The organism is Pseudomonas sp. IT-P100 (assembly GCF_949767185.1).
In the GTDB taxonomy this organism is placed as follows: domain Bacteria; phylum Pseudomonadota; class Gammaproteobacteria; order Pseudomonadales; family Pseudomonadaceae; genus Aquipseudomonas; species Aquipseudomonas fluorescens_B.
The window spans coordinates 76002-93336 of sequence record NZ_CATKQK010000016.1 but is presented as its reverse complement, the minus strand read 5'-3'; the positions used below and the strand labels follow the sequence as shown (position 1 = coordinate 93336).

The following is a 17335-nucleotide window of genomic DNA, read 5'->3' as shown; positions in this document are numbered from 1 at the left end:
AAACGATGCATCGCCGATGGTAGTGTGGGGTTTCCCCATGTGAGAGTAGGTCATCGTCAAGATTGAATTCCGAAACCCCTGTCTGTTAACGCAGACAGGGGTTTTGTCGTTTCAGGCTTGCTGAAAGCCCGATAGGCCGTCTCAACGAAACCAAAAAAGCCAGCCCTTGTTCTCGATCACGTCGGTTGGCGTGCTCAAGGTGCGGATCATCCACTTCGAGTACTCGATGTATGAACGCGACAGCCCGGACGCCACAAATGATAATTAGTCGCATTTTTATCAAGGGCTGGGAAGTTTGCAACCGTCGCTCGAACAACCGTCATCACGAAAATGTTACTGAGGCGCTCTAGCACGCCGTTCGGCGGGTATCTGACGGAAATGCCGGTCATTTCGTACATATCCCTAAGATTTAACCCGTTTGTGCCGACAGACTGATGAGACATGCGTGCACCAAAGTAGAGCGGCCATAGAAGCCACTTGAGCTGCACATGGAATGTTGCAACCCGGACCGCATCCCCACTTTCTGCATAAGAAGTCCCATGAAATGAATCTCAAGTTCAGCCATAAAATCCTGCTGGCCGCCTCCGGCGTCGTGGTACTGGCCTTTGCGTTGTTCACTTTGTACAACGACTATCTGCAGCGAAATACCATTCGGCAAAACCTCGAGTCCTCTGTTCAACAGGCCGGCGACCTGACCGCCAGCAGCGTGCAGAACTGGATGAGCGGCCGCGTGCTGGTGCTGGAAAATCTCGCACAGAACGTCGCTCATCAAGGCGCCAATGCCGATCTGCCGGGTCTGGTTGATCAGCCGGCCTTCACCTCGAACTTTCAGTTCACATACGTCGGCCAGACCAATGGCGTGTTCACCCAGCGCCCGGACGCGAAGATGCCGGACGGCTACGATCCGCGTCAGCGGCCGTGGTACAAGCAAGCCGTTGTCGCTGACAAAACCATGCTGACTCCGCCTTACATGGCCGCCGTCGGTGGTCTGGTCGTGACCATCGCCATGCCAGTAAAAAAGAACGGCGAACTGCTCGGCGTGGTCGGCGGTGACCTGAGCCTGGAAACCCTGGTGAAGATCATCAACTCGGTGGACTTCGGCGGCGTTGGCCATGCGTTTCTGGTCAGTGCCGACGGGCAGGTGATCGTCAGCCCGGACAAAGACCAGGTCATGAAAAACCTGAAGGACATCTACCCTAATACAAGCCTGCGCATCGAGAAGGGTAATCAGCAAGTCACCCTGAACAACCAGGAACGCATCCTCTCGTTCACCCCGGTCAACGGTTTACCGAATGCGGCGTGGTACATCGGTCTGTCGATCGATAAGGACAAGGCCTACGCACCATTGAGCCAATTCCGAACCTCGGCATTGATCGCGATGTTCATCGCCGTGGCTGTGATCGCAGTGCTGCTGAGCCTGCTGATCAACGTGCTGATGCGTCCGCTGACTACCATGGGCCGCGCGATGCAGGACATCGCCCAGGGCGAAGGCGACCTGACCCGTCGTCTGTCCGTGGAAAGCAAAGATGAATTCGGCGAACTGGGCGGTTCTTTCAACCAGTTCGTGGAGCGGATTCACGCGTCGATTTCCGAAGTGTCGTCGGCCACTCGCCAGGTCCATGACCTGTCGCAACGGGTCATGGCCTCGTCCAACGCCTCGATCGTTGGCTCTGACGAGCAAAGTGCTCGCACCAACAGCGTGGCGGCGGCGATCAACCAATTGGGTGCCGCCACCCAGGAAATCGCTCGCAACGCTGCTGACGCCTCGCAGCACGCCAGCGGCGCGAGCGAGCAGGCGGATGACGGTCGTCTTGTGGTGGAAAAAACCATTCTGGCCATGACCGAGCTGTCGCAGAAAATCAGCCTGTCCTGCACGCAGATCGAAACCCTCAACGCGAGCACCGACAACATCGGGCACATTCTCGATGTGATCAAAGGCATCTCCCAGCAGACCAACTTGCTCGCCCTCAACGCGGCCATTGAAGCGGCTCGCGCTGGTGAAGCCGGGCGTGGTTTTGCGGTGGTGGCGGACGAGGTGCGCAACCTGGCCCATCGCACGCAAGAGTCGGCCGAGGAGATTCACAAGATGATCACGTCGCTGCAGATCGGCTCGCGCGAAGCGGTGACCACCATGAACGCCAGCCAGGTCTCCAGCGAAGAGAGCGTCGAAGTGGCGAACCAGGCGGGCTTGCGCCTGGTCAGCGTGACGAAGCGTATTGGCGAAATTGACGGCATGAACCAATCGGTGGCCGCCGCGACGGAAGAGCAGACGGCGGTGGTGGAGACCCTCAACGTTGACGTCAACCAGATCAATTTGCTGAACCAGCAGAGCGTGGCCAACCTCAATGAAACGTTGAAGGATTGCGATGCGTTGTCGTTGCAGGCGAACCGATTGAAGCAGTTGGTTGATAGCTTCAGGATCTGACCGCGTTATCGTTCAATCGCGGGCAAGCCCGCTCCCACAGGATTTTTGGCGCACACAAAATCGTGTCCAGCCGCGATACTGTGAGAGCGGGCTTGCCCGCGATTGCGATGGCTCAATTACCACCAAGCTGAAGCTTTAAACAAACAGTTTCAACACATTACTCATCGCATTATCAGCAAATCCCTGCACAAAATCCTTGAACCCCGGCAGTGCCTCATCGCCACCCTCAGCCGGTTCAGCAATGATGGTCCAGGTCGCCCGGGACTTGCCTTCACCGAGCGCTTCAACCGTCATCGCCGCCCACAAATTAGCCACGCCCAGCGTGTTGTAAATCGTGGTCCAGGTCATGCTCTGAGCCTGGTCATCCCGCGAATTGAGTTGCTCGACCACCAGGTTGCCATCCTTAAAGAATTTCTTGCGCAGGGACGATACGCCTTCGCCGGTCATCTCGATGTGCGACAACGCCGGGATGAAGCGATCGAAGCCGGCAAAATTGCCGACCACTGCCCAGACTTTCAGGGCCTCTGCCGGCACATCCACCGACGACACGACGTGGCAGCCTTGAGGGTTTTTGATCAGGGTATCGGGTTGCAGGGTCTTCATGGTTTTGCTCCGGTTGGGTGAATCAGATGAAGTTGATTTCCTTGAGGTAGTCGCAGCCGCGGCGCAGCAGTGCCGGGGACTTTTCCGGGTAGTGCGCACCCATCTGCCGCACACCGGCCTGGGCGTTGTCGTGGCCGATCATCGAGATGTCGCCGATGTCTTCCTCGAAGCCGTTGAGGTAGAAACCGAGTACGCCGAACAGCGCGTTGTCGCTGTCGACCCGGCCCAGTTGCTGCTGCCAGTCGGCCACGCTGACCATGGAAAATTCCCGCCCCGCTTCACGGAAGGACGCGACGTAATCGTCCCAACTCAAGGGTTCGGGGTTGTGCAGGTTGAACACCGCTTTTTCCGCTGAATAACGACTGGCGTGGAACGCGATGAAACGGGCGAGAAAATCCACCGGCATCAGGTCGAAATTCAACGCGAACTCTGGCACCTGACCAAGCTGGATCGAGCCTTTGAGCATCAGCATCAATCGATTTTTGTGTGGCTGGCAGACACCCGTGAGGCTGTTGAAACTGATGTTGCCGGGGCGATACACATTGACCCGGACCCCACGCTCCCGCGCTCGTTCGAGGATGCGCTCACCGACCCACTTCGACAGGTTGTAGCCGTTCTTGATGTAGATCGGCGGGGTCTGCGCGGCGGGCAGTTCAAGCACCCGACCGTCATCGGAAATCGTGCTCGACGCAGACAATGTCGACACGAAATTGAAGATCTTTTTGCTGCGCCCTTCGCACAAGCGCAGGCACTCGAAAATCGGTTCGACGTTGTCCCGCGCCAGCGACTCGTAATCGAGCACGTGATTGACGTTGGCGGCGTTGTGCACAAGTGCGCCGAACTCGCGATCCAGGTGCTCGTAAACCTCCACGGCGAGCCCGAGTGAGGGCCGTGTGATGTCCGCCGCGTAGACCCGCACCCGGTTCAGATCCAGATGCTCCAGACGGTTCTCGCGCAGTGCATGAGCAAAGCGCTCGGCCGCCGATTGCCCGTCACCATCGCGTACCAGACAAGCCACTTCGCTGGCCCCCCAGGCCAGCAACGCCTCGACGATGTGCACGCCGACAAAACTGTTGGCGCCGGTGACGATCACCTTGTGCACATCGCCCATGCGGCTGACCGGTAACGGCTGTACATCCAGCTCGCGGAACGCATCCGCCATGGCCTGCTCGCTCAGCACTTCTTCGGTGCCGGAGCCGCGCACCAACGTCGCGAGTTTCGTCACGGTGGGCAGTTCGATGAAGCGGTTGATCGAAATGCTGCGCCCGAACTCTTCACGCAGTCGCAATAGCATGCGCGACAACAGGATCGAGTGACCGCCCAGATTGAAGAAGCTTTCGTCAGTGGAAATATCGCTGGCCGGCAGCTCCAGCAGCTCGGCCCAGATCTCCAGCAGCAACGCTTCATCGGCGTTGGCGGGCAAACGGCGCGACGGGTTTTCCGTCATGCTGACGGGTAGTTCCAACAGCGCTTTGCGGTCAACCTTGCCGTTGCTGGCGAACGGCATGCTCGTCAATTCGGTCCAGGCGGTGGGCTGCATGTAGTCCGGCAGAAACCGGGTAGCGTGTGCCTTCAGCGCTTCTCGCGCGGCACCGGTTTGATTTTCCTGAGGCTGGGCGAGGAAGGCGAGGATCCGCCGCTGGCTGTCGATCACCACCGCCACCTGGCGGTACAGCTGACTGTCACGCAGGCAGCGTTCGATCTCTTCCGGCTCGACCCTAAAGCCGCGAATCTTGACCTGATTGTCCCGGCGTCCGCACAGCTCGATGCCTGCACCGGTCCACTTCGCCATGTCGCCGGTGCGATAGGCGCGCAGGCTCTCACCGTTCGGCAAGCTCAGGTTCAGGTAACGTTCGGCGGTCTGTTGCGGGTTGTTCAGGTATCCCAGGCAAACGCCCGGTCCGATGATGTACAACTCGCCGACGGTCTGTTCGGGCACCGGTTGAAAATCCTCGTCGAGAATCAGCACCTGACTGTTGGCGATCGGCGCGCCGAGTGTGCGATTGCTGTCATCGACGCGCAGTTGCCGTGCGGTGATCAGCACCGTGGCTTCGGTCGGGCCATAGAGGTTGTAGAGATTGCCCTGGCGGGTGAGTTGCTCGATGACACAGGGTTCGCAGACATCGCCACCAGTCATCACGTGGTTCAGCACCTGCAATTGATCCAGCGGCAGAATGCTCAGCAAGGCCGGTGGCAAAAACGCATGGCTCAACTGTTGGTGGCGGATCAGTTCGACCAGTTGCAGCGGGTCACGGCGTTGATCGTCGTTGGGTACGATCAGCTCGGCGCCTTGGAGCAACGTCGGGAAAATATCGATCAACGACGAGTCGAAGCTCAGTGACGAAAACTGCAATACGCGGCTCTGTTCAGTCAGTAGCACATAGTCGGCATACCACGCGGTGAAGTGGGCCAGGTTGGCCTGGCTGAGCAACACGCCCTTGGGATGACCGGTAGTGCCCGAGGTGTAGAGCGCCATGCACGGCGCGTCGAGGTCCGGGCGCTGGCGCATCAACGGTTGATCGACATCCATGTGCTCGATGTCGATTGCGCTGATGTCCAGGCTGGGCATCTCGGAGGCGAGCGGGTGCTGTCCGTCGTGCAGCAACAGCACGGCGCCAGCATTCGACAAAATGTATTGCTGGCGCTGCAACGGGTGGCTCGGTTCCAGCGGCAGGTACACCGCGCCGCTGCCGAGAATCGCCAGAATCCCCGCATACAACGCGCTGCATTTCGGCAGGCAGATACCCACCACCAACGGCTTGTCGTGCTGTTCGAGCAATGGTTGCAATCGCTGCGCGATGGCACGGCTGTGAGCATGCAGTTGGCGATAGCTGAGGGACATGCCGGCAATGCTCAGCGCTGGTCGTTCGGCGGACTCAATGAAGCGCTGCTCAAGGCGCTCGATCATCGGCACCTGAGCGCGTTGCAGCACACCGGGGTTAGCGGTTGCGTTGAGGCGGTGGACGAAGGCCAGGTGTTCTAAAAAAAGCAGACTTTCCACCTGCTCGAACTGAACGGGCGTCACCGGTTCGACGAGCAGAAAATAGTCGGCATCCCGGGAGAAACGGCTGACCAGCAATGCGACATGGTCCACCAGTTGCGCCACCGCTCGCAGACGCAACGCCTGGCCATTGCCCGAAGGTTCGTCGGCAATCGGCACGCGGGTGAGCAGCGTCGAACCGTACAGGCACAGCAGGTCCAGCGGCGGTAAACCTGAATCCCCACGAACTCCGACACCCAGGCGCAACGTCAGTCGAGGTACATCGCCCAACGGCTGGAACGACAGGCTGGCATCGTCGATCAGTAAGTCAGCGTTGTCCGACGGCGGCGGGTCGAGGGCCGTCAGCCGCGTCAGTGAATGACCGTGTTGTTCAAGCTCCAGCGCCAGGTCGGTCAGGGCCTGGCTGTGGCCAATGAGCAGAATGTCGAGACGTCTCATGATGTGCTCCTCGTTAAACCAGGTAGTCGCTCAGGGCTTCTTGAACACACGGCGAATCGAGCAGCGAACTGCTGTGGAAAAACCGCACGATGTTGGCGACCAGCGGGTGATGGCGGTTGATCGGGAAGGCCAGCCCCGACACTTCGCTCTTGAGTGCGCGGCGCGTGGCATCGCTGATTTGCAAGGACTCGATCAGGCGCAAGTCGAATGATTTCTGGATGTCGTTGGTCAGGTAATGGCCGATGAACACCGGCAGAAGCTGAGCGATGCACTGACGGTCGTCTTCGCTTGCGGTGTGCCAGTAAATGCGCACCAACCGCGCCCAGAATCCGGAATGACGGCCCTCGTCGAGCAAATGATCGGCCATCAATCCCTTGATCGATTGCTTGACCGTGTTGTCCTTGGCGAATGCCGCCACGTCGCCGGTCACGGTGTTCTCCGCGATGGCTACGCAGATCAATTCCACGGCGCTGCGCAAATGCTCCGGTGCCAGCGCAACAGCCGCCGGAATCGCCCGGCTCAGCTCGATTTCATCCGGCAGCCTGATCGGTGTGATCCCGGTCATGGCGACGGTTTGCTGCATGAAATCCATCGCCACCAGCGCGTGGTAATCCTCGTCCACCACGACGGTCATGGCGTCGTAACGACAGGCGAACGGGAAGGTCACGGCGAAGCGGTTCTTGGCGATGCTGCGCGCGGTTTTGTCGACGATCTCGGTTTCGAAAATCACAACGTCGTTGATGAATTTGTAGAGCGTCTGCACCAGGGCGAAATCCCGTTGTTCGGGGCATTCGCGCAGAAAGGTTTCGCTCAACACCAGCGGTTGACGACTCAGCGGGTAGATCAGCTTTTCGTCGTTCTCCAGCACGCGGCGCGGGCGGGTGCGGATGGTCGCGCGGCTTTCCCAGGCGTCGGCGAAGGATTGGTAGTCGGCGGCGTTCATGCGTTCACCTCCGCCACCGGTTCGCTCATGCTCAGGCGCAGGCCGTCCCACAGGGCGATGCGACTTTCAACGGCCGCCAGAGCGCTGGCGTAGACGTCTTCTTCCCGTTGCGGATCGCCGTTGACCAGCCGCGCGAGGAGTTTTTCCGCCGCCGGGCCGTGGTCCTCGGAATCGACTTCAATGTGCCGCTCCAGGTAGTAACGGAAGGTCGGCGCCTGTTCAAAACCGATACCCCAATCGTCGAGAATGCGCTGGAACATTTGCGGAATAACGCTCTCGCGCCCGTGCAGAAACGCCGCCGCCACGCTGTGGCCGGGCGCATGCAGCGCGGTGTGCAAGGTGTGGCGCACGAATTGTGCAGCGGCCGGGTCGATGTCCACGCTTTGCAGCGCCACGTCGTAACTCACGCCCTCTTGTTGCAGCGTCACGAAGCGTTCGATGGCGACGGTGCTGGCGCCCACTTCACGCATCGCATCCAGGTACAACTCGAAGTGGCTGTAATGACCGTGGGCCGGACGATCATCGGACTCTTCGCCCAGCACAATTTCGTTGATCAGTCGGGCAGCCTGCGGATCTCTTGGCGGCAGCCAGGGCAACTGGATGCAGGTCAGTTCCTGTTGCAGGCGCTTGGTCAGCGACATGAAATCCCACACCGCAAAAACATGGGATTCCATGAAGCGTTGGAGTACCGAAAGCGAATGTATTTCAGAAAAAATCGGATGCGCACTCAGTTCTGCTTTCTTCTGATTAAGACGATCTTTAGTCGATTTCATGGCGAGCCTATAAGTGATCCGGAATGAAGTGTGAACAGTAATTGACGGCGTTTTGAATGTTCTGATGGCGAGCATGTACCTCAAATGAATTGATCGTTATTAGTTGCATACAAGTAGTGTGGCTTTGGTGCTGCGGCCAGTGTCCAGTGGTCGCGAAGAAACGCTAATACACGAGCAAAGTTTCGGGCAAGTTATTTTTATACTATTTGCAAGTTTAACTTTTCCTGGCGCGACAAGTTTCAATAAGACTTTTGATTAAAGTTTTATTTGGGCGTAGTTGCTCCTTCCGGCTTATGTAAGTCGAAATTGAAGTAAAGAGTGAATGCCTCACTCGAAGCAACTTTCCAAGGGTGATCGTTAGTGTGATTTGAGGGGTGGAAGTTGGCCGGGATGCCGATGCTTCCTTTCCCGTTGCAAGACTCCTTCCGTAGGTTCTTGATGCGGGGACTGCACCGCTGATGCGATGCGTCACCCGTTTATTACTGGTTGGCACGCCAAGAGTGAGCGTAAATCAAGGCAGCCGCTATCGCCGACGCGTCATACGGTCGATGCAATTGTCTGGCTTGGGGTAACGGACACGCAGGTGCGGCCAGCGCAGGCGAGCAGGTTGATCTGCTCGCTCCGATAGCCGGTATGATTTATTTCGAGGTTTTTCTGCTTTGTGCTTCGGGGCTGTTGAGGTAGTTCGTGATGACCTCGACGCCCCGGTTGAGGTGTTGTTCGAGCAGCTTCACCGCGCGTTCGACGTCGCGGTCTTCCACTGCGCGCAACAGCGCACGGTGATCTTCCTGGGACAGTTTGCCCAGGCCCATGGCTTCCAGGTTGAAGCGCAGGAAGCGTTCCTCTTCGTTCAACCCGTCTTCGACCAGCTTCAAGAGCCGGCGATTAGGCGCCTTGCTGTACATCGCCATGTGAAACAGACGGTTGAGCCGGCCAATTTCGGTGTAGTCGTGCTCCGTTTCCAGTTCATCGATGTAGCGGGCCGCCTGTTCAAAGTCTTCATGGGTGAGCAACGGGATCGACAGGCGCAGGGCTTCGGACTCCAGCAGGATCCGCAGCGCATAGGTTTCGACGGCGTCGCCCTGAACCAATGGCGCAACCACCGCACCTTTATGGGCGATCACATTAAGCAGCGCTTGCGCTTCGAGCTGGCGCAAGGCTTCACGGACCGGCATGCGACTGACCCCGAACAGGTCGGCCAGGTCTTGCTGACGAAGGGCTGTGCCGCAAGGAATACGGCCGTCGAGAATGGCGGCGCGCAGGGTTTCTTCGATGACCGAGCGTGCCAGATGAGCGGGAATCGGACCGTTGACCTTGATGCTGCTGAGAGGGTTGGGCTTCTGTGGCACTACTACACACCCTGAATGACTGAAAGAATTTGGATCCAAGAGGACACTAGTGACTGCCTGACAGGTTGTCAAACACGCAGACTAAACAGCTCACACCCCAAGTTTAGCCCGCTCCGGTGATCTCACCGTGCCATTGTCTTTTAACCGGCTAACCTTCACCATCAATCGATTCCACCTGCCTACCTGGATGCCTCCCATTGGCGGTACGTTTCGCGATCCCCTGGACGTTGCGCTGGCTATGCTGCGCGTTGCTGCTGGCCGGTGTCATGCCGGGCGGTCTGCATGCCGACTGGGATTTTTCCCTGGTCAGCCGCCGGGCGCAGGCATTGTACGGGCCATTGGGCGCAGGGCAGCAACGCATTGATGCCTGGCAGCATTTGCTGGCCACGCAGAAGCAGATCAGCGAGCTGGAGCAGCTCAACGTGGTCAACCTGTTCTTCAATAAACAGATGCGCTACGAAGAGGACATCGACCTGTGGCACGAGGTCGACTATTGGGAAACCCCGATCGAAGCCTTGTGGAAAGGTGCCGGTGACTGCGAAGACTACGCCATCGCCAAGTATTTCAGCCTGCGCCGCCTTGGCGTGTCCAGCGACAAGCTCCGCATTACCTACGTCAAGGCCGTGAGCCTGAACCGCGCGCACATGGTGCTGACTTACTACGCCAGCCCCGACGCCATGCCGCTGGTGCTCGACAGCCTGATCGATGCGATCAAGCCGGCCAGCCAACGAACCGATCTGCTGCCGGTCTACGCTTTCAATGCCGAAGGGCTGTGGTTGCCCGGTGCCAAGGGCAATAAAAAAGTAGGTGACACCAAACGCTTGTCCCGTTGGCAGGATGTGTTGAAGAAAATGCAGGCGGAAGGTTTTCCGGTCGAGACGATTAACTAGGAGCACGCGCTCAGATGTCTTTGTTCAAACAGCTGTTGATCGCAATCTGTCTGTTCCTGGTAGTCGCCTTCACTGGCAGCTTCATGGTCAGCCTCGAGAGCTCGCGCACCCAGTACGTCAACCAGTTGCGCTCCCACGCGCAGGACGCCGCGACGGCGCTGGCGCTGTCGTTGACGCCGAACATCGACGACCCGGCGATGGTCGAGCTGCTGGTCAGCTCGATTTTCGACAGCGGTTATTACGCGAGCATCCGTGTTGTCGATTTGTCCAACGACAAAACCCTGGTCGAGCGCAGCGGGATTCCGGCGGTGACCAACGTGCCGGACTGGTTCGTCAAGCTGATCGGTCTGGAGCCCGCGGGCGGCGATGCGATTGTCAGCCGTGGCTGGGAGCAGGCGGCGCGGGTCGAAGTGGTCAGCCACCCGATGTTCGCGTTGGCCAAACTCTGGCAGAGCGCCTTGGGCAGCCTCGGCTGGCTGCTGCTGTGCGGCGCGGTGAGTGCGGTGCTGGGTGCGTTGCTGCTGCGCCGGCAACTGAAGCCGCTGGATTACATGGTCCAGCAATCCCACGCCATCGCCCGCCGGGAATTCCTCAGCCTGCCCAATCTGCCGCGTACGCCTGAATTGCGTCGCGTGGTGCAGGCCATGAACCAGATGGTCGAGAAGCTCAAGGCGTTGTTTCAGGAACAGGCCGAGCGCAGTGAAAAATTGCGCGAGGAGTCCTATCAGGACACGTTGACCGGGTTGGCTAACCGGCGCTATTTCGAAATGCAATTGAATGCCCAGGTGAGCAATCCGGAAAAGGCCAGTTCAGGCTATTTGTTGTTGCTGCGGGTCAGGGACCTCGCTGGGTTGAATCAGCGTCTCGGCGGCCAACACACGGATGATTTACTGATCGCGGTCAGCGAGCAGCTGTCCCGTGAGTGCGCCAGGTATCCGGAGACACTGAACCTCGTCACGCGGATTCGCGGTGGCGAATTCGCCGTGCTGGCGCCGGGGCTGTTGCACGCCGAAGCGTTGCAACTGGCGCAAAACCTCGACAATGCCCTGGCGAGCCTGCACGCGACCGGCGCCACCGATGTGGCCGCTGTGGCGTACATCGGGCTGGCGCCGTTTATGTATGGCGACTCACCGCAAGCAGTGCTCGGACTGGCGGATCAGGCGTTGGCACAGGCTGAAGGCCAGGGTGATTCGAGGTGGGTCTGCCTGGATCACACGGCTGCGGCGAGCCTTGGCGATGCTCATCATGCCTGGCACCGCTTGCTCGATGAGGCGCTGAATCAGCGGCGGTTCGAACTGTATTTCCAGCCGGTGGTGGCGAGCCAGGACACGACATTGGTGCTGCATTACAAAGTGCTTTCGCGCCTGATTGACGAGCAGGGCCAGGCGATTCCTGCCGGTCGGTTCCTGCCGTGGCTCGAGCGTTTCGGCTGGGCTGCGCGGCTGGATCGCCTGATGCTGGAGCGAGTGCTCGAACAAATGGTTGACCACGAAGCGTCGCTGGCGCTGAACCTGTCTTCGGCGACGCTGAACAATCCGCAGGCGCTGGGCAAAGTCCTGGATATGTTGCGCGCACACTCCAGTCTGGGGCCGCGGCTGACCCTGGAGATCGGCGAGGAGCAACTGCCGGAGCAAGCGAAGCTGGAAGACCTGACGCGACGCCTGCGAGAAATCGGCTTCTCGTTGAGCCTGCAACATTTTGGTGGCCGTTTCAGCATGATCGGCAACCTGGCCCGGCTCGGGTTGGCGTATCTGAAGATCGACGGTGTTTACATCCGCGCGATTGATCAGGAGAGCGACAAGCGTCTGTTTATCGAGGCGATTCAGCGTGCGGCGCACAGCATTGATCTGCCGTTGATTGCCGAACGGGTGGAGACCGAAGGGGAGTTGTCGGTGATTCGCGAGATGGGGGTTTATGGCGTGCAGGGGCGGTTGTTTGGGGAGCCCAAGCCTTGGGATTAAGGTCCTGAAGTTGCTTTGCCTGAACCGACGCTAACGCGGGCAAGCCTGCGATAGCGTCAGTTCAGGCAATGAAGACAGCGAGGGCTAGATCAACCCCGAATCATCCTCATCCACTAGATTACTCAACCCACCCAACTCCTCCCGGGCCTGGGAACGGCCCATGAGCTTGGCCTGTGCAGCGGCCGGCAGGTCGGTGATGCGCATTACGCCCTTATCAGTCAGCACCTGGATCAGGTCGTCCAGTACCCGGATCATGTCCAGGTCGCTCTGCCTCAACTGCTTGAGTTGTTTGATTTGCTGCAGTTGCTTGTGATTGATCGCCACGACTTCGCGGGCGAACCAGGCCTGAAGATCCGGGTGATCGGCGGGCAGGCTTTCGGTGGACTCGGCATAGGCCTCGGCTTCCACGCGCATCAGTTGGCCATCTGCATTGCGTTGCACGTAGAGCATTGAGCGTCCCTCAAGCGTTGAGCGGCTTCATCCTGTCAGCAGCATAGGCGAAATCAGCCATATGGTTATTCGCTAATGGTATTTAAATTCGCGTTCTTATACCTATAAAGTCAGCCTCCTGCGTACCTGCCGACCAATCGGCGCGCCGCACGACACAAACCAACACGGGATCTCCGTGAGTTTCTGATCGACGCGCGCGCCCTTGAGCGCGCCGTGCGTGGGAGTGATTTATGTCTGTCGTCTCTGCAACTCAAAGCATCGCGCCGCAAATTTTCGACATTCGTCCGTTCAGTGGCGCCGTCGGTGCCGAAATCATCGGCCTCGACTTGTCTCGCCCGGTCAATGATCAGGACTTCGCCCGCATCCACCGCGCGCACCTTGATCATCATGTCGTGGTGTTCCGCGATCAACGCATTACCCCCGAACAGCAAATCGACTTCAGCCGCCGCTTCGGCGTGTTGCAGATCCATGTGCTCAAGCAGTTCCTGCTGGCCGGGCACCCGGAAATCCTCATCGTTTCCAACATCATCGAGAACGGCCAATCCATCGGTCTCGGCGACGCCGGCAAGTTCTGGCACTCCGACCTGTCCTATAAAGAATTGCCCAGCCTGGGCTCGATGCTGCACGCCCAGGAGTTGCCGTCCGAAGGCGGCGACACCTTGTTTTCGGACATGCATAAAGCCTGGGAAAACCTGCCCGACGCACTGCGCAAAGCGGTCGAAGGTCGCTCGGCGGCTCACTCGTACACCGCGCGCTACAGCGAAACCAAATTCGAAGGCAATTGGCGCCCGACGCTGACGCCGGAGCAGCTGGCTCAGGTCGCCGAAGTCGTCCACCCGATCGTACGCACGCATCCGGAAAACGGTCGCAAGGCGTTGTTCGTCAGCGAGGGTTTCACCACCCGCATCGTTGGTTTGCCGGACGACGAGAGCAAGCAACTGCTCGACGAGCTCTACGCCCACAGCGTACTGCCGCACAACATCTACCGCCATCAATGGCAGCCCCACGACCTGGTGTTCTGGGACAACCGCTCGCTGATTCACCTCGCCGCCGGATGCCCGAGTCATCTGCGCCGCAAGTTGTATCGCACCACCATTCAGGGCGACGCGCCTTTCTGATTTGTCGGAGATTGAATCATGTCCAAACGTCTTCCCTTTGCACCGCTGGCTGCGGCCATCGGCCTGGGTTTCAGCCTCTTCGCCGGCAGTCTGGTGGCGCCGACCGTGGCCCACGCTGAAGGTGAAATCCGCATTGCCGAGCAGTTCGGCATCGTTTATCTATTGCTCAACGTGGTGCGCGATCAGAACCTGATCGAAAAATACGGCAAGCAGGAAGGCATCGACATCAAGGTCGACTGGACTCAGCTGTCTGGCGGCGCGGCGGTTAACGATGCGTTGCTTTCCGGCTCCATCGACATTGCCGGCGCGGGCGTCGGTCCGCTGCTGACCATCTGGGATCGCACCCACGGCAAGCAGAACGTCAAGGCCGTGGCTTCCCTCGGCAACTTCCCGTACTACCTGGTAAGCAACAATCCCAAGGTCAAAACCATCGCCGACTTCACTGAGCAGGACCGCATCGCGGTGCCGGCGGTGGGCGTGTCGGTGCAGTCGCGCTTCCTGCAATACGCGGCCGCCAAGCAGTGGGGCGACAAGGAATTCAATCGCCTCGACAAGTACACCATCGCTGTTCCGCACCCCGATGCCACGGCGGCGCTGATTGCCGGCGGCACCGAGCTGACCGGGCACTTTTCCAACCCGCCGTTCCAGAATCAGGCGCTGGCCAACCCGAACGTGCATGTGGTGCTGAACACTTATGACCTGCTCGGCCCGAACTCGCCGACAGTGCTGTTCGCCACCGAGAAATTCCGCAACGAGAACCCGAAAACCTACAAGGCGTTCGTCGAGGCACTGACCGAAGCCGCGCAGTTTGCCCAGAACGATAAAGGCGCCGCCGCCGATACGTACATCCGTGTGACCAAGGCGAAAATCGATCGGGCTGCGTTGCTGAAAATCATCGACAACCCGCAGTTCGAATTCAGCGTCACGCCGAAAAATACGTATCCACTGGCCGAGTTCCTGTACCGCGTCGGCGCGATTAAAAACAAACCGGATTCGTGGAAGGATTACTTCTTCCAGGACGCCAAACCGCTGCAAGGGAGCTGATCGTCATGAATGCCCCTTTGCAAGACCACACGGTCAGCAAACCGAACGCCACAGCCCAGGCGTTGCTGTCGGTCGACAACGTCAGCCTTGAATACCGCACGCCACAGCGTGTGGTTCGAGCGACCCATCAAGTCAGTTTTGACATCGATCCGGCGGACCGCTTTGTGCTGCTCGGGCCGTCCGGTTGCGGCAAGTCGACCTTGCTCAAGGCGGTTGCCGGGTTCATCCAGCCCGTTGAAGGCGAGATTCGTCTGCAAGGGCAAACGGTCAACGCGCCGGGGCCGGACCGGATCGTGGTGTTCCAGGAGTTCGATCAACTGCCGCCGTGGAAAACCGTCAAACAGAACGTGATGTTTCCACTGTTGGCGTCGAAAACCCTCAAGCGCAAAGAGGCCGAAGAACGGGCGCTGCATTATCTCGACAAGGTTGGGCTGGCCGCGTTCGCCGATGCGTATCCGCACACCTTGTCCGGCGGCATGAAGGCGCGCGTGGCGATTGCCCGGGCGTTGGCGATGCAGCCGAAAATCCTCCTGATGGACGAACCCTTCGCCGCGCTCGATGCGCTGACCCGCCGCAAGATGCAGGAAGAATTGCTGCTGCTCTGGGAAGAGGTTCGCTTCACCCTGCTGTTCGTCACGCACTCCATCGAAGAAGCACTGGTGGTGGGCAATCGGATCCTGCTGCTGTCGCCGCATCCCGGCCGGGTCCGGGCGCAAGTCCACAGCCATCAATACGATTTGCACAGCCTCGGTGGCGTGGATTTTCAGGCGTCGGCGCGACGGATTCATCGGTTGTTGTTCGATGAAGGCCAGTCGCCGGAAACCGCGCGCGAGCTGGATTTTTCCGATATTCGCATCGCTTACTGAGCCATTGAGAGGAGTGCCCGATGAGCCAGTTATCATCTGCGCGTGAAGAATTTGAAACCGTTTTGCAGCCGCTGACCAGTGTACCGCTGGAGCGTGAGTTGCCCCTTGGCCAACGCCTGTGGCAACAAGGCTGGATTCGCAAAAGCCTGATCCTGGTTCTGCTGGCGGTGCTGTGGGAAGTGGTTGCGCGCATCCAGAACAATGACCTGCTGCTGCCGAGTTTTTTGCAAACCGCCAGTGCGTTGTATGACGGCCTGCTGAGCGGCGAATTGCTGGGCAAGGTGTGGATTTCGCTGGTGGTGTTGCTCAAGGGTTACCTGATCGGCATCGTCCTGGCGTTTGCCCTGACCACGCTGGCGGTGTCGACGCAGTTCGGGCGCGATTTGCTGAGCACGCTGACGTCGATGTTCAACCCGTTGCCGGCCATTGCGCTGTTGCCGCTGGCGCTGTTGTGGTTCGGGCTGGGGCAGAACAGCCTGATTTTCGTGCTGGTGCATTCGGTGCTGTGGGCGTTGGCGTTGAACACCTACGCCGGGTTTCTCGGCGTCTCGGAAACCCTGCGCATGGCCGGGCGCAATTACGGTTTGAAGGGCATGCGCTTCGTGCTGTTCATCCTGATACCGGCAGCGTTGCCGTCGATTCTCGCCGGGCTGAAAATCGGCTGGGCGTTCGCCTGGCGCACGCTGATCGCTGCTGAGCTGGTGTTTGGTGCGACCAGTGGCAAGGGTGGTTTGGGTTGGTACATCTTTCAGAATCGTAATGAGCTTTACACCGACAAGGTGTTTGCCGGGTTGGCGGTGGTGATCTTGATTGGGTTGCTGGTAGAGAATCTGGTGTTTGATTCGCTGGAGCGGGTGACGGTGAAGCGGTGGGGGATGCAGCGTTAGGTGCGTCCATCTCACCCTTATTTTATTCACGGCTCATCAAGCATTGAACAGCATGACCAGGAAGAACTTCGTATCGAAGAAACCTCGGAGTGAAGTGACTCATTCAAGGAGTCAATGGCGCCACCGGTGATAGAGCCGCACCAGGGAGCCGATCTCCTGGCGGGTCTCTATCGTCGGCCAGCGCTCGAATCATAGTGTTGAACCGGCTCTCTGGATTTCAACACCTTGACGATTTCAGCAACGAAATTAACCACCAACACTCGCTCACCGACCGGCAGGCTCTGAATCAGCTCATTGATGTTCTGGGACTGGCTGTGGGAGTCATGGGCGTTGGTGCGCACCAGATCGCTAAGCGAGCAATCGAGCACTTCCGACATTTGCTGCAGGCGTGTCAGGGTCAGGGAAATCACGCCATTTTCCATGCGGCTGACCGTCTCTTTTTCCACGCCGATAGCTTCGGCAATATGAGCCTGAGTCAGGCCCTTTGCTTTACGGCGGGCTGCGATTGCGGCACCCACGTGATCTGTCACTGTGCGCTCCTTCATGATTTTGACCTCCAGCGTCAATTTTCCGTAGTTATGTGACAT

14 protein-coding genes are annotated in these 17335 nt (G+C 58.9%); 7 read left to right on the top strand and 7 right to left on the bottom strand.

Annotation, left to right across the window (positions count from 1 at the left end; all coding sequences use genetic code 11):
• The first annotated feature begins 544 nt into the window (after nucleotides 1–544).
• The gene (locus tag ACM6IQ_RS15285) at nucleotides 545–2425 is read left to right on the top strand and encodes a methyl-accepting chemotaxis protein (RefSeq protein WP_414879227.1); all 1881 of its coding nucleotides are present in this window, start codon (nucleotides 545–547) and stop codon (nucleotides 2423–2425) included.
• Nucleotides 2426–2560: 135 nt separating this feature from the next.
• Here the strand turns inward: ACM6IQ_RS15285 and ACM6IQ_RS15280 are convergent, their stop codons facing one another.
• From ACM6IQ_RS15280 to ACM6IQ_RS15260, 5 genes are all read right to left on the bottom strand, one after another.
• Complete coding sequence (locus ACM6IQ_RS15280; protein WP_017335812.1) at nucleotides 2561–3028, bottom strand: SRPBCC family protein; 468 nt, start codon at nucleotides 3026–3028, stop codon at nucleotides 2561–2563.
• A gap of 22 nt (nucleotides 3029–3050) precedes the next feature.
• Nucleotides 3051–6467 carry an amino acid adenylation domain-containing protein gene (locus ACM6IQ_RS15275; RefSeq protein WP_414879226.1) on the bottom strand — a complete coding sequence of 1139 codons (3417 nt, stop codon included), beginning with the start codon at nucleotides 6465–6467 and terminating at the stop codon, nucleotides 3051–3053.
• A 13-nt stretch (nucleotides 6468–6480) separates the two neighbouring features.
• Nucleotides 6481–7410, bottom strand: a complete 930-nt coding sequence (locus ACM6IQ_RS15270; protein WP_414879225.1) for a diiron oxygenase — start codon at nucleotides 7408–7410, stop codon at nucleotides 6481–6483.
• On the bottom strand, nucleotides 7407–8183 hold the full coding sequence (locus tag ACM6IQ_RS15265; RefSeq protein WP_414879224.1) for a DUF3050 domain-containing protein: 777 nt from the start codon (nucleotides 8181–8183) through the stop codon (nucleotides 7407–7409). Before ACM6IQ_RS15265 ends, ACM6IQ_RS15270 begins: the two co-directional genes overlap by 4 nt.
• 638 nt (nucleotides 8184–8821) lie before the next feature.
• Nucleotides 8822–9532: a GntR family transcriptional regulator gene (locus ACM6IQ_RS15260; protein WP_017335816.1), complete on the bottom strand. Its 711-nt coding sequence runs from the start codon at nucleotides 9530–9532 to the stop codon at nucleotides 8822–8824.
• Nucleotides 9533–9729: 197 nt separating this feature from the next.
• Between ACM6IQ_RS15260 and lapG the strand changes: the two genes are divergently transcribed.
• On the top strand, nucleotides 9730–10422 hold the full coding sequence (lapG, locus tag ACM6IQ_RS15255) for a cysteine protease LapG (protein WP_017335817.1): 693 nt from the start codon (nucleotides 9730–9732) through the stop codon (nucleotides 10420–10422).
• Between the two features lie 14 nt (nucleotides 10423–10436).
• Nucleotides 10437–12383: a cyclic di-GMP receptor LapD gene (lapD, locus tag ACM6IQ_RS15250; protein WP_414879223.1), complete on the top strand. Its 1947-nt coding sequence runs from the start codon at nucleotides 10437–10439 to the stop codon at nucleotides 12381–12383.
• Nucleotides 12384–12467: 84 nt separating this feature from the next.
• Here lapD and ACM6IQ_RS15245 read toward each other — a convergent pair whose 3' ends face one another.
• Complete coding sequence (locus tag ACM6IQ_RS15245; protein WP_017335819.1) at nucleotides 12468–12833, bottom strand: hypothetical protein; 366 nt, start codon at nucleotides 12831–12833, stop codon at nucleotides 12468–12470.
• Nucleotides 12834–13063: 230 nt separating this feature from the next.
• Here ACM6IQ_RS15245 and ACM6IQ_RS15240 point away from each other — a divergent pair, with 230 nt between their 5' ends.
• From ACM6IQ_RS15240 to ACM6IQ_RS15225, 4 genes are read left to right on the top strand one after another with little or no spacing between them, the layout of a single operon-like run.
• Nucleotides 13064–13951 carry a TauD/TfdA dioxygenase family protein gene (locus ACM6IQ_RS15240; protein WP_017335820.1) on the top strand — a complete coding sequence of 296 codons (888 nt, stop codon included), beginning with the start codon at nucleotides 13064–13066 and terminating at the stop codon, nucleotides 13949–13951.
• 18 nt (nucleotides 13952–13969) lie between these two features.
• Entirely contained in the window at nucleotides 13970–14995 is a 1026-nt protein-coding gene (locus ACM6IQ_RS15235) for an ABC transporter substrate-binding protein (RefSeq protein WP_414879222.1), read from the top strand.
• 5 nt (nucleotides 14996–15000) lie between these two features.
• Nucleotides 15001–15861, top strand: a complete 861-nt coding sequence (locus ACM6IQ_RS15230) for an ABC transporter ATP-binding protein (protein WP_414879221.1) — start codon at nucleotides 15001–15003, stop codon at nucleotides 15859–15861.
• Nucleotides 15862–15881: 20 nt separating this feature from the next.
• Nucleotides 15882–16748, top strand: coding sequence for an ABC transporter permease (locus ACM6IQ_RS15225; RefSeq protein WP_414879220.1), 867 nt, complete (start codon nucleotides 15882–15884; stop codon nucleotides 16746–16748).
• A gap of 167 nt (nucleotides 16749–16915) precedes the next feature.
• Here ACM6IQ_RS15225 and ACM6IQ_RS15220 read toward each other — a convergent pair whose 3' ends face one another.
• Nucleotides 16916–17278: a helix-turn-helix domain-containing protein gene (locus tag ACM6IQ_RS15220; RefSeq protein WP_238588308.1), complete on the bottom strand. Its 363-nt coding sequence runs from the start codon at nucleotides 17276–17278 to the stop codon at nucleotides 16916–16918.
• Nucleotides 17279–17335 lie beyond the last annotated feature (57 nt).

Bases quoted from the DNA above. Each gene is read 5' to 3' on its own strand.
- ACM6IQ_RS15285 (WP_414879227.1), top strand. From the start codon at position 545: ATGAATCTCAAGTTCAGCCATAAAATCCTGCTGGCCGCCTCCGGCGTC.
- ACM6IQ_RS15280 (WP_017335812.1), bottom strand. From the start codon at position 3,028: ATGAAGACCCTGCAACCCGATACCCTGATCAAAAACCCTCAAGGCTGC.
- ACM6IQ_RS15275 (WP_414879226.1), bottom strand. From the start codon at position 6,467: ATGAGACGTCTCGACATTCTGCTCATTGGCCACAGCCAGGCCCTGACC.
- ACM6IQ_RS15270 (WP_414879225.1), bottom strand. From the start codon at position 7,410: ATGAACGCCGCCGACTACCAATCCTTCGCCGACGCCTGGGAAAGCCGC.
- ACM6IQ_RS15265 (WP_414879224.1), bottom strand. From the start codon at position 8,183: ATGAAATCGACTAAAGATCGTCTTAATCAGAAGAAAGCAGAACTGAGT.
- lapD (WP_414879223.1), top strand. From the start codon at position 10,437: ATGTCTTTGTTCAAACAGCTGTTGATCGCAATCTGTCTGTTCCTGGTA.
- ACM6IQ_RS15245 (WP_017335819.1), bottom strand. From the start codon at position 12,833: ATGCTCTACGTGCAACGCAATGCAGATGGCCAACTGATGCGCGTGGAA.
- ACM6IQ_RS15240 (WP_017335820.1), top strand. From the start codon at position 13,064: ATGTCTGTCGTCTCTGCAACTCAAAGCATCGCGCCGCAAATTTTCGAC.
- ACM6IQ_RS15235 (WP_414879222.1), top strand. From the start codon at position 13,970: ATGTCCAAACGTCTTCCCTTTGCACCGCTGGCTGCGGCCATCGGCCTG.
- ACM6IQ_RS15230 (WP_414879221.1), top strand. From the start codon at position 15,001: ATGAATGCCCCTTTGCAAGACCACACGGTCAGCAAACCGAACGCCACA.
- ACM6IQ_RS15225 (WP_414879220.1), top strand. From the start codon at position 15,882: ATGAGCCAGTTATCATCTGCGCGTGAAGAATTTGAAACCGTTTTGCAG.